At 51.3% G+C, this 11,294-nt stretch carries 12 protein-coding genes; 5 read left to right on the forward strand and 7 right to left on the reverse strand.

Translation table 11 applies throughout. From position 1 onward, the window contains the following. The first annotated feature begins 150 nt into the window (after positions 1-150). Positions 151-2,031, forward strand: coding sequence for a CHASE2 domain-containing protein (locus tag SynPROS71_RS12960; protein WP_186595603.1), 1,881 nt, complete (start codon positions 151-153; stop codon positions 2,029-2,031). Between the two features lie 37 nt (positions 2,032-2,068). Here the strand turns inward: SynPROS71_RS12960 and SynPROS71_RS12965 are convergent, their stop codons facing one another. Further along, a complete protein-coding gene (locus tag SynPROS71_RS12965) occupies positions 2,069-3,043 on the reverse strand; it encodes an N-acetyltransferase (RefSeq protein WP_186595605.1) in 975 nt (324 codons plus the stop codon). A gap of 32 nt (positions 3,044-3,075) precedes the next feature. Here SynPROS71_RS12965 and SynPROS71_RS12970 point away from each other — a divergent pair, with 32 nt between their 5' ends. The 4 genes from SynPROS71_RS12970 (at position 3,076) to SynPROS71_RS12985 (ending at position 6,910) form a co-directional block, all read left to right on the forward strand. Further along, positions 3,076-3,228, forward strand: a complete 153-nt coding sequence (locus SynPROS71_RS12970) for a hypothetical protein (protein ID WP_186595607.1) — start codon at positions 3,076-3,078, stop codon at positions 3,226-3,228. A 202-nt stretch (positions 3,229-3,430) separates the two neighbouring features. Beyond that, the gene (locus tag SynPROS71_RS12975) at positions 3,431-4,378 is read left to right on the forward strand and encodes a GNAT family N-acetyltransferase (protein WP_186595608.1); all 948 of its coding nucleotides are present in this window, start codon (positions 3,431-3,433) and stop codon (positions 4,376-4,378) included. Positions 4,379-4,463: 85 nt separating this feature from the next. After that, entirely contained in the window at positions 4,464-5,585 is a 1,122-nt protein-coding gene (locus tag SynPROS71_RS12980) for a fatty acid desaturase (protein ID WP_186595610.1), read from the forward strand. A 101-nt stretch (positions 5,586-5,686) separates the two neighbouring features. Continuing rightward, a complete protein-coding gene (locus SynPROS71_RS12985) occupies positions 5,687-6,910 on the forward strand; it encodes a cupin-like domain-containing protein (protein ID WP_186595612.1) in 1,224 nt (407 codons plus the stop codon). A gap of 4 nt (positions 6,911-6,914) precedes the next feature. Here the strand turns inward: SynPROS71_RS12985 and SynPROS71_RS12990 are convergent, their stop codons facing one another. The 6 genes from SynPROS71_RS12990 to SynPROS71_RS13015 form a co-directional block, all read right to left on the reverse strand. Then, the gene (locus SynPROS71_RS12990) at positions 6,915-7,160 is read right to left on the reverse strand and encodes a hypothetical protein (protein WP_186595614.1); all 246 of its coding nucleotides are present in this window, start codon (positions 7,158-7,160) and stop codon (positions 6,915-6,917) included. After that, positions 7,157-7,507, reverse strand: a complete 351-nt coding sequence (locus SynPROS71_RS12995) for a hypothetical protein (RefSeq protein ID WP_186595616.1) — start codon at positions 7,505-7,507, stop codon at positions 7,157-7,159. Before SynPROS71_RS12995 ends, SynPROS71_RS12990 begins: the two co-directional genes overlap by 4 nt. Positions 7,508-7,576: 69 nt before the next feature. Beyond that, positions 7,577-8,566: a fatty acid desaturase gene (locus SynPROS71_RS13000; RefSeq protein ID WP_186595618.1), complete on the reverse strand. Its 990-nt coding sequence runs from the start codon at positions 8,564-8,566 to the stop codon at positions 7,577-7,579. A gap of 100 nt (positions 8,567-8,666) precedes the next feature. After that, positions 8,667-9,224 (reverse strand): hypothetical protein, encoded by a 558-nt coding sequence (locus tag SynPROS71_RS13005; protein ID WP_186595620.1) that lies wholly within the window; start codon positions 9,222-9,224, stop codon positions 8,667-8,669. Positions 9,225-9,390: 166 nt separating this feature from the next. Next, positions 9,391-10,887 (reverse strand): mechanosensitive ion channel family protein, encoded by a 1,497-nt coding sequence (locus SynPROS71_RS13010; RefSeq protein ID WP_186595622.1) that lies wholly within the window; start codon positions 10,885-10,887, stop codon positions 9,391-9,393. Between the two features lie 27 nt (positions 10,888-10,914). Continuing rightward, entirely contained in the window at positions 10,915-11,265 is a 351-nt protein-coding gene (locus SynPROS71_RS13015; protein ID WP_186595624.1) for a DUF3307 domain-containing protein, read from the reverse strand. Positions 11,266-11,294 lie beyond the last annotated feature (29 nt).

Consider the following 11,294-nt stretch of genomic DNA (forward strand, 5'->3'; position numbering starts at 1 on the left):
CATCCAGGCTTCATGCTTTTCGCCCGTGGCTTTTGAGATCAGCAACAGGGCGAAGGTTCCCGCCGTTGAAGATCGCCAACAAGAAGCCCATCACCCACACGCGCGCAGCCAGGCTGGGGGCAATCAGGCGCATCCAACGTTGAAACGGCGATGAAACGCTTCCGCAATCTGCTGCAATCCACCGGCCCCTATCTCGCTGCCATCGTCGTTTTGGTGCTGCTTCGCAGCACTGGCCTCGCCCAAACCCTTGATCTGGTGATCTACGATCTGATCACCAGTCAACGCTCAGAGGGTTCAGGCCAAGACCAGCCGATCACCCTGGTGGGCATCGAAGAAAGCGACATCCAGCGCTTTGGCTGGCCGATTGACGACGGCATCTTTTGCGATGCCTTCGATGCACTCAATGCCAGCGGCGTGACAGCCATCGGCTTCGACATCTACAGAGATCAAGGCGTGGGGGCCGAGCAGCAATGCCTGCGTGATCGCTTCCGTGATGAGCCCACACTGGTCTCTATCTTCAACGTGGCCGCTGGGATTGCCGCAGTCCCCGGCACACCGATCGAGCGCCAGTCGTACAACGACCTAAGCCTGGATGGTGATGGTGTGGTGCGTCGTGACCTGGTGCATGTCACCGGACAAGACGAAGCCACGGTGGCGTTCCCCTTGCGCGTGCTGGAAGTCGCGACCGGCGATCGATCCCTGCGGGACGCCTTGGATGCAGGAACGAATGCTGGCCCATGGTTGTCGGCTGATGGTGGCGGATACCACAACGAAATCGACGCAGGACTTGGGCTCCAACGCCTGCTTCGCTTCCGCGAGCCACGCAGTTACGCGACTTACACCCTGGCTGAACTCATCGACGGTGAGGTGCCCAACACCATGCTTCGCGATCGCATCGTGTTGATTGGCAGCACCGCGCCCTCCCTGCGCGATCTGTTCGAAGTGCCGCACACGCGATTTGCGAGGGGTGACAGCCTGTTCACGATTTCCGGAGTGGAAGTGCATGCCAACCGCCTCGCCACCCTGATCGACGAGCGCAATGGCAACTTTCAACAGGGTTGGCTGATGCCTGGCTGGGGGAACCTGCTGCTGGTGATCGGATTCGCCGGCGCCGGACTGCTGCTCGGGGAGCGCATCCCCAAACAACGCATCAGCATTCTTGTTGTGGTTCTCGTGGCCGGCGGAGCTGCTGCAGGACTTGGAGCACTGCTCTGGAATCACATCTGGATCGGTATGGCCATGCCGCTGACAGGTCTGCTCAGTTTCAGCGGAGCAGCCTGGTTACGCCGTGGCGTGGAAAGCCAACAGCACTCCCAACAGATTCAACAACTGCTCGGGCAAACCACCTCACCCGCGGTGGCACAACAACTGTGGGAACAACGGGACTCCCTGCTGAGTGACGGGCGTTTCCAAGGACAGCAGCTGCCGATCACCACACTGTTTACGGACACGGCTTCCTTCACCAGCGTGTCGGAAGGCATGAGCCCACGGGAATTGATGGACTGGCTGAACCGCGGCATGGAGATCTGCGTGCCCGCCGTCACCGAAAGGGACGGCATGGTGAACAAATTCACCGGCGATGGAATGCTGGCCGTGTTCGGCGTGCCCTTGCTAGGAGATCCATCGGCAGAAGCTCAAGCGGCGATCGAGGCCGCATTCCAAATCAAAGCGGGGCTGGAAAAGCTCAACGAAGCGCTTAAGGCCGAAGGAGCCCCCAGCATGCGCGTGCGCATGGGCATTCACTCGGGCGAGGCTCTGGTGGGGTCGATGGGCAGTGCAGAGCGCATCGAATATGCCGTGATCGGCGATGCCGTGAACTGCGCATCACGGCTGGAAAGCTATGACAAAAATCGCCATGAAGGAGTGCTGCGGGTGCTGCTCTCCAGCACCACATTGGAACTCCTGCCAACAGAATTCCGCGACTCGTTGCACCTTGACTATTGGGGCCCCGTTCAAGTGAAAGGACGAGACGAACCTTTGGATGTAAGTGAATTGAAATTTAACAGGACTTCACTCGACAACGCCTCATAGGCGTCACTGATGACAGAGGCATTGGAGCCGCCTCGCCTCATGAGTGAAGAAAAACAAGATCACGATTTTCAATTTGAACCCAACTTTCACAGACGGGTCTGAATTGCTTCTGAACCCAGTGGTGGAGATTGAGATTGGTTGGATGGGAAATAAAGCAACCCTTTGGAATGACGCGAGGCTCGCCGCTGAAATGAGCTGAACGCATGACAAACGCCAACATCGCCAAGGGAGCACCCGAGCGTTCCCAGCCTGAATCCACCCAAAACTTGGCATAACGCAAGCAATCAGGGGAGACAAAGTGAGTGATCAGCCAACCGATAATCACTCCTTGGTGGAAGAGAAGGCAGCTGTATTGAGCTGCTGGATGCCATTGATAATCATCGGCCTCTGGATCCCAGGGAGCAGCCAACTGACCGCTACTCGCCATCACGATGCGTTGTTGCAACTGGGCAGTGTGCTGTTCAGTGAAAGGGGCAATTTGCCATGAGGCATGGCGAGATTGACGTCTCACCACATCTTCAAGACGCTGCAACAAAGCCTCAACAGCTGGGCTGATGGAGAGACCAACAACCACTTTGCCTGGCGTGGCGACCCAACCCTGATCGCTGGGGCTCAAGCGCCGCAAGACATCACTGACATTGGCCTGCAATGGCACCGGTAGATGCAGCCCGCTGAGTTGGTGCGATCTGGCCCAATGCTCGGCATGGCGCAACAAAGCGCCTGCCAATCCCAAACGCCGATAAGGCTTCGCCACAACAAGCGTGAGAATGCAAAGACGTTGGTCTTTGGTCTGCTCATGGCCTGACCAGTCGGCCACTTCAGCCAACAGCAAGGCTGCACGCTCACTGGCCTCGCCTTCCATCGCGAGGACTAACAAGTGGTTGTGCTCCGACCCCGGCGAACCCTGTACGGCGCTGACATAGGTGCGCAACACAGGCGAAATGAGATGAAACCAGCTCTGAAGTGAGCTTGCATCGAGTTTCCGGCATTGAAACAAGGAACTGGCTGACATTGTTCTGCGCTCAGCTCTCAGGAATCACGACCATGGCAGCCACCAAACTTAAGGTTGGCACAGACCTCGCCCACGACGAGAATCGCGCCTTGGGGAAAGCTGAAGAGAATCAATATTTCTATAAAATAGCAAAATATCGCCTCAGAGCAAATAGCACTTGCCCAGCCCAGAACGAAAAGAAATAAAACCATTGTCATCAACATTCAATGAGCAAGAAGCAGTTAATGCATAAAAATCAATGCCACGCACCCTTCGCTTCCAATAACTTGAAGCGGCTAGCACAACATCACACCAGTGGCTAGATTCAGAAGGAGACAAGAGACGAAACTCATTCAACACTGTTCGTCTCGCGCATGTGCAGTACCTTAATCATAAGAGGTAAAAGACATGCCATCACGCCTGTTTAGGGTCGACCAACTCGAAACGATCGCAAGCGCGGATCGAACGACCCAAGCCTTACTGGAGCGCTTCGGCATCGAAACAACAGACCAGTTCGAAAATTACCATATCCTCATCGCCAGAGATCAGCAGCAAGTTAAAAGCCTCGGCATTCTGATCGCCGAATACAACCAAAGCACAACAGTCAAAATCACATCCATCCACGTCAAGACGATGTGGAGACGTTTATCAATTGGGCATGCACTCCTTCAACGACTTGTGAGCGACTGTAAAGCCAAGGGGATCACAACAATCACAGCAACATTTGATCATCAGAACGATGGCATGAACGCACTGACCAAAAGCCAGCAGGGCTGGAGCAAGGGAGAACAACTCAATGGATACACATTCACGAGTCGAACAGCAATGGAACCTGTATTACAGAAGCTCGAGCAGACGATGGCTTGCCGGAAGCACCAGACCGAGATCAAACCGCTCTCTGAATGCAAGCAACAGGACCTGCTCCAAGCCTCGAACGCAAAGCATGTCCCCGAATGGGCACAACTGAACTCTTTCAATGTGAATCAGGCAATCGACGAGTACTCACGTATTTTCGTCAAAGACAACGAAGTTGTTGGCTGGCTCATCACCTTCCCACTTGCCAACGAAATTCTGGACTATCGCATTCTTTGGGTCGATGGTAGGCAACGAAACACAGGAGTCGCCATCCAAGCCTTGGCAGAGGTGATTCGAAAAGCACACTTTCAAGAAAGCAGCGCAATGAAGACCTTGGGCGATAACAACGACCTGGGGATCCCTTGGCCGAAAGGATTCTGCCTCATGCATGCCGACAACGATGCCATGACTAACTTCACCGCCAAACGCCTAGCGCAGGGAGCAAGCCAAGGCATTAAGTTGATCTACAGAGAAAAGCACATTAGTGGATCAAAGCAATGAGCGAAGAGCTGGGCAAAACAATTCGGATCAATGCAATCCAAAAGCAGTTCGGTTTCAATAAATCCAGCGGCGGTTATCATTGATCATGATTCAACTCATCCAAACAAAAAACCATCACCGAGTGCACACGGACAATCTGATCAATCAGAAACTTAACCTGCTTGGTGATCACATCACCAGGAATCAAACACGTTTGTATGCTATGAGCGCACTGATCCTGCTGGTACTTTCCCTGCATTTTGGCCATCAGCTCACCAGCCTGCCCAATGCTGGCTTCAATCTGATCGCCTGGTCATTCATCAGCATGATGGGTGTGACCCTCGGATATCACCGCTATTTCACGCATCGATCCTTTCAAGCCTCACGTCCGCTGGTGGTTACTTTGGGGATTACCGCATTCCTCAGTGCGCAAGGGACATTGAAGCACTGGGTTGCCACACACCGCCTGCATCATCGTTATGCAGACTCCATCTACGATCCACACTCTCCGTTTGAAATGGATGAACATGGCAATGGGACCAGGACCGTAACACTGCGGTCATTTCTCTGGGCTCATTGGTTCTGGCAGCTAGATGAGCGAAGCGAATACTTCAGAAGCACAGGAACACGAAAGTTATACAAACTGGGGAGATGCAAAGATGCATTTGCCTACACCAAACAGCTCAGAGCGGACCTCAAACTAAAACGGTTGGGCTGGGACTTAAGAGATTGGTATTCCAAAGACATTCAAGAAGATCCAATCACATGCACACTCGATCGATATTATCCAGCCATCTGGCTCTTGTCTTTCGGCGCACCCATCGTCTTATCAGTCACGATCAGCTCAATCCGTCAAATCTTATATACAGATCAAACGCTATCAAGTCATGCATTAGCAGCCAGTGCATTATCAGGCCTCGTTTGGGGATACCTTGCGAGACTCGTCATTGTCCAAGAACTAACCAATATGATTAATTCCATATCGCATATTGCTGGCTACTGCAGCTCCCAAAGCCGTGAAAATGCCTTCAGGATCGGCCGAAACACGCCTGTGCTGGCTCTTCTCAATTTAGGAGAAAGTCATCATCACAATCATCACCACAACCCCAAGCACCCGAACTTCGGCAAGCGCTGGTTTGAGCTTGACATCGCTTATCAATGTCTTCGGCTGTTAGCCATGACTGGGCACGTACGGATGAAGAGCAACGGATCAGAACATATCGATTAAGCACAAACCATGTCTGAGAAAATGCGCACAGCGAGCCTCGCAATCACGTCAACAGCACTCAGGCACTGATGATAGGAAACAATGGAGAACTGAATACTTGGATGGATGTGCTGCTTGAACGACAGCAAGCAGCTTTACCTCCAATCGCCTGGCATCGGCTATGCCAAGCGTTAAGCCGATCAAGCTCGGAGAAGTTGGTATCAGAACTGCATGGTAACGAGAAGACTCCTTTTTCCAAAGCCGTTCAGGCAACATTATCAAAGCACTTTAAGGGCAATCCAATCATTCGTTCGCTAGAGATCCAATTACAAACTATCCTTTTACTGCGGGCAAAAACGCACAATAATCACCTCGCAAGTGACTATGTTGGAGAGCTTGAATCAGACCTATTTCGAGAAATCTCTCGATATTCACGCCAAAGCCCAAACACAATAAAAACATGCTACTACAATCAAGAGTCTGGAAAGCGATCCCTGTTTGAGTGCATCCGTTCTCAACACCCCGCCGTCGTTAAAAACTTTTCATTCAAGGCAAAATCCTGGACAGTTGACGAGATCTTAAAAAAATACGGCGAGAAAGAGTTTCTCCTGACCGAACAAGGGAATGGACTTAAAAATCAGGCACTCAAAGAAATCAAAGGGAATCACCTATACCTAGCCAACTCAGGTCGATTCACAGACAACATTGCGAATTTCCTGGCCTATTTCGCACCCATCAGCTGCAAGCGTCTGTGGTCTCGAGCTGAGCGACAGTCGCCTCGATACCTGACGTCCTATCAGTTGTTTATGAGTGACCATCCGGACCTCGGCACGCCATGTCACAATGACTTATCAGGGGACTGCAATCTTTTCTTTCAAATTGAAGGTAGAAAACGATGGACATTCATTGATCCTATTTTCACACTGTTGCTCTATCCAGTGATCCCGCCGGAACCTTCTTATGGAGAAAGCCTGATTGATCAATATGACATGACGCCTGATCCAAAAGCAAGGCTATTTCAATACTGTCCGCACCAAGAAGTCATCCTCGAACCGGGAGATGTCTTGTTTATCCCCCCTTATTATTGGCACAGTGTGAGGAATTTAGAAGCACGCACCCTTGCTGTAGCCACACGCTGGGGAGATCAACTAAGCACAGATCACGGCTGGCTTGAGACACTCTCTGAAGATCAAATCAAACTGAATACAAACAAAATTATGGCTCAACAACCAACGGACAGTGAGAGCCTACTCAAAGAGATGACGATGAACTTTGAACGATCAAGCCATCAGTCGAGCCGAGGTGATTTGGATCGAATATGGATGTGTTGGAGGAGGCTTGATTGACGATCTACTTGGCTGACCCTATTGGCATTGCTTCATCCCAAGACACCTCACGCGTATGGCCATCTTGATCGACATCAGCAATCAATTCGGCAACTTCAGCGGTGCTGAGATTTAAACCATGGCTTTCTGCCAGTTCGACCACTTTTAAAACTCCCTGTTCAGGATTAGCCACAAACAAGCGATAAAGCTCCCGCTTTTCATCAAGTGAAAGGTGCTCGGGAAGAGCTTTGAAAGCATCCAACTGATTCATGCTTCTGAGACCCCACCAAACAGCCATTTGCGCATCGGCCGCATCCCAGGACATCGACCCCATGGTTCATCATGGGCTTCCTCCTCACACGCAGCTCGTTTTCCACCTGCAACGCTGGTGAGCATCTCCGGTGTCAGCTCAATATCCCAATCATCGTCATCCATCTCGTTGACGTATTCAATGACTTCATCAATCCCGAACTCCGTTCCGCGTTCTGCGGCGAATGAAACGATCATCTGGGCACCGCGCTGCTCATCCTCGAGGAAAGCAGAACAAATCGAGGTATAAAGGTCTGAGTTTTCATCCTTCTGCAACTCCTCGACAACAGAATCAAACTTAGTAGCCATAGATACGGCCTAACTCAATTCTAATATAAGTATATTGCGCGCAGGAAGTCAATGATTATTGCAAAGATTCTAACTGACAGAAAAAAAATCGTAGCCTAACTGCTTCATCCGACGCTTTCGAAGCGATGCAAACAACAAGTGATGATATCCGTGATACAACACCATCTTCGATCTGATCGAAGAGTCACGGACCACTTGCTCGTGAAAGTGATGCAAGTGATAAAAAGGCACAAAGGGTGCGATGTGATGCGAAAGATGAAAGCTAAATCCGCTCGTCGCCACAAACAAGCGATCAAACCATGTAGGCCTCACTTCGCGCGTGAACACCATCAACGAAACATTGGCATCACCGCCAACGACCGGGTGCTCTGCATAGCTCCGCACAAAGAAACAGAAGTAGCACCAGGTTGCAGCCGGGACCAGCCAATACAGAACAAATATCTTTGCAGGGTAAAATCCAGAAAGCAGCCCGCTGAAAACAATTAGGCCAGCAATCGCCAGACCAGTAATGCTCCCATAACTGCGAAATCTTAGATGCTTGGAAACAAAGGCTCTGAGGAGGCGCAGATAAGCAAGACCAGAAAGAATCAACGCAACATCAAAAACATGCCGGTGCAAGGGTGTTGAAGCAAATGCCTTGGGGGCCCAAGCGTCTGGATCAAGATCCGTGTTGAGATAGCGATGATGGGTCAGATGCCGTGGCCGAAAATTCTCATAGCCCATGATGATATTTCCACCAACAAGATGAATCAAGATTGCGCCAATGCGATCATTCCATAGCGAATCATGTGAGATCAAATCATGGGTTCGCTCGTGATAGCCAATGTGGCCCAGACCCAACTGGTGGGCACCTATCAACATCACAGCGACAATATAAATAGACCAGTTCTGGAGATATTCCGAAATGACAATTGCAGCAATGATCACCGAAAGGTGTCGGCCTAAGTGGAACGAAAGCCAGCAACGATTGAGTGGGTAATCAATCCTCGCTTGCTTTTGTAAGCGCCGAACAGAGACATCCCACTGGTCTTTCATGCGTTCAACCGTTTTGGACGACATGAACGATCACGATACGACTGCTGACCATATTTTTGTGAAGGAGTGCGTACAACAATTGCCATGCGATCTGGAACACGGCTCAAACAAGTTGGGCCAACAATCAAGACTCGCAGCGAATAGGCAATTGCTTAGGCCAATCGGCTGTGGCCAATTCAGACAGACCCAATTTCGCCATGGTGTCGGCAGTGGACACGCTGGCACCACACTTGGCACGCAGTGCACTGAGAAGCGTCTGAAGCGACTGATCGCTGGGCTCAGCACCCGACACCAACAAACTCAGTGCTGGAGGTGATGTGGATTGCACGAATGCCATGGGGTCGGCACTGTCTCCACCATCTCCAGACCCACAGTTGAAGCTCGTCTCCCAGACAGCAGGACGCTTGACTTTCACATCAAACAACACAACGCTTGCCGGTGCAGCAGCGAGTGTGCGTGTGCTTTCAGCAGAGCCATCCTCAGGCTTCAAGGTGACCTGCAAACTCACAGGACTGTCGGAAGGGCCCTGAACAAGACCCACAAGACCAGAAGCATCGGGGGCGTAAACACTGGTCTCAGGAACCAGATGAACGAGGGTTCGAGCACTGCACTCACCACGGGTTCCTCCTCCCACACGACGACCAGGGAAGGTGCTGCGTGGATTGGCCTGAGCTTCGACCATCACCGCGAAGCCACTGCACGTGACTAGGCCAACGGCTGCGGAAAGCAACGTTGATCGAACTGGAAAGCGACCCATATGCAGAGGAGTGTCCACCAGCAATCACTTTGGCAACAATCCAGTCGACTGTCCAAAACACAAGCCAAGGCACCAATGCATCAGTGTCGTGTCAACTGGCAGCAAACAGTCGCGTAAAGGTCTTGCGCATCCGCTCGATCAGGTCAAGCTCGTAAGTCTGTGCCTGGTCGACCGAGAACTCGCGTCGGCGTGCTTCTCGATTCGCCATAACCGCTGCGAAGGCTTCCATGGCATCACCGTTTTTCAGGAACTGATCATTGATCATGCGCTGACTGATTTTCTGCACCATCACATGCCCCTTGGCCAAGACCGATGCCTTGCGGGGCTCATCGGTGAGCGCAGCCATTTCACCAAACACAGCTCCCTGACGCAACTCAGCGAGCTGAATCTGCTCTTGTGGCCCACCACTGGCTTTGACCTGCACAGAGCAGATTCCTTCGAGAACAACGTACATCGAATCTCCAACATCCCCTTCTCGAACAATCACCTCAGAATCGCCAAACGCCAGAGCAGCATCGTGCACAACAATATCTCTGATCTGAGCATCCGTGAGCGAGGCGAAGAGCGGCTCACGGCGCAAAACCGCAAAACTCTCCTTTTGCAGCTGTTGCAATAGATCTGCATCTCTACGTTCGGTCTCAGCAAACGTCCTCACATCTTCAACAGGAAATGGGAACGAATATCCAGCTCGATGAACCGCATACCATGCATTTGAGAAAATATCCGATTTAACAGCATGTCGCTCAGCATAATTAGAAATAAAAAACTTTAACTTATAATTGATTGATGAGTCTGCAAACGACTCAACTAATACATGACATGGCGCGGAGCGAACGACGCCAGGCTGATTCTCCAAAACATCGAGCAAAATAGAAATAATTTTCTGGGGAGGAGCCTCGTAAGGCAATCCCATCTCAACATCGACACGGTATCGATTTGACGCCGGCTTAGAAAAATTAACGACCTTACTGGAATCAATCAGCGAATTCGGCAGAATAATAATTCGATCTTGGATATTATCGTACAAATATGTACTGTTCCAAGTGACGGTTTCAACACGCCCAACAGAACCATCGATATCCACCCAATCACCCACTGAAAATTGTCGCTCAGCCTGAAAGGTGAGCGCAGAAGAAATATTACTAATTTGAGAGGCAGTTCCTGGACCCACAACGAACGCCAGACCACCCAAAACAGCAGCAGAGCCCAACGTGGTCAACAAACCTCGGGTCTGAAGCTGGACGGCAACAGCCAAGAGCACTGCCGTAACAAGCAGCAGATCTTTCAAAAGCCTTGGCGGTGCCACTTTTCGCGAGCTCACCCTGGCCAAAACGATCCAGAGCAGGTCGAGCGAGAACTCCACAAAAGCCACATAGAGAGCAGCACTCTCGACCAATCGCAGCCAGACGAGCACCTCGCCCTGCTGTTCAAACATCAACAGCAGGCGGCTCAACACAGCTGCCGTTAAGGCAATCCGGAAAAACAACATTCCCGGAATCCACTGGGCAAACTTAAAACTCTCCGAACGACGGGCACGACCCAGCACAAAGGTGAGCAGCCATAGCAAAACCAGCAAAACCAACAGCATCACGGTGCTTTGAACCTCAGCTAGGGCCTAAGACCAGTTTGTCAGAAGCAAGACCCAAACCAACTTGCACACCCAGTGCATGAGCTGATCAACAATGAGCGTGTATCGGAAACGACATTTGCCATAATCAATGGCGGCATGAAAAAAAGTTTCAGCCAAGCCAAGAACGGGAATGCCTGTTAGCAGTGCCACGACGAATCCGTGGGTCGCAGCATGGGCCGAAAGCCACCAACGCCAATCGAGAACAACATCGTTTCCTGGACACTTTTCAACGGCCATCCGATCTCCTTGGAGCGGAAAGTCAGCCAGAAAATGACCAAGAATCAGCAAGATCAACAACTGAAAGGGTTGATCTGAAGGGAGGGAGATCTCGAGCATTCACCAAAGAGAGCCACGGTTCAACATCG

It is taken from the genome of Synechococcus sp. PROS-7-1 (assembly GCF_014279795.1).
Taxonomy (GTDB): Bacteria; Cyanobacteriota; Cyanobacteriia; order PCC-6307; family Cyanobiaceae; genus Synechococcus_C.

What these genes read in the sequence shown, in the direction of transcription:
- SynPROS71_RS12960 (WP_186595603.1), top strand. Translation starts at nt 151, where the DNA reads ATGAAACGCTTCCGCAATCTGCTGCAATCCACCGGCCCCTATCTCGCT.
- SynPROS71_RS12965 (WP_186595605.1), bottom strand. Translation starts at nt 3,043, where the DNA reads ATGTCAGCCAGTTCCTTGTTTCAATGCCGGAAACTCGATGCAAGCTCA.
- SynPROS71_RS12970 (WP_186595607.1), top strand. Translation starts at nt 3,076, where the DNA reads ATGGCAGCCACCAAACTTAAGGTTGGCACAGACCTCGCCCACGACGAG.
- SynPROS71_RS12975 (WP_186595608.1), top strand. Translation starts at nt 3,431, where the DNA reads ATGCCATCACGCCTGTTTAGGGTCGACCAACTCGAAACGATCGCAAGC.
- SynPROS71_RS12980 (WP_186595610.1), top strand. Translation starts at nt 4,464, where the DNA reads ATGATTCAACTCATCCAAACAAAAAACCATCACCGAGTGCACACGGAC.
- SynPROS71_RS12985 (WP_186595612.1), top strand. Translation starts at nt 5,687, where the DNA reads ATGGATGTGCTGCTTGAACGACAGCAAGCAGCTTTACCTCCAATCGCC.
- SynPROS71_RS12990 (WP_186595614.1), bottom strand. Translation starts at nt 7,160, where the DNA reads ATGAATCAGTTGGATGCTTTCAAAGCTCTTCCCGAGCACCTTTCACTT.
- SynPROS71_RS12995 (WP_186595616.1), bottom strand. Translation starts at nt 7,507, where the DNA reads ATGGCTACTAAGTTTGATTCTGTTGTCGAGGAGTTGCAGAAGGATGAA.
- SynPROS71_RS13000 (WP_186595618.1), bottom strand. Translation starts at nt 8,566, where the DNA reads ATGTCGTCCAAAACGGTTGAACGCATGAAAGACCAGTGGGATGTCTCT.
- SynPROS71_RS13005 (WP_186595620.1), bottom strand. Translation starts at nt 9,224, where the DNA reads ATGGTCGAAGCTCAGGCCAATCCACGCAGCACCTTCCCTGGTCGTCGT.
- SynPROS71_RS13010 (WP_186595622.1), bottom strand. Translation starts at nt 10,887, where the DNA reads ATGCTGTTGGTTTTGCTGGTTTTGCTATGGCTGCTCACCTTTGTGCTG.
- SynPROS71_RS13015 (WP_186595624.1), bottom strand. Translation starts at nt 11,265, where the DNA reads ATGCTCGAGATCTCCCTCCCTTCAGATCAACCCTTTCAGTTGTTGATC.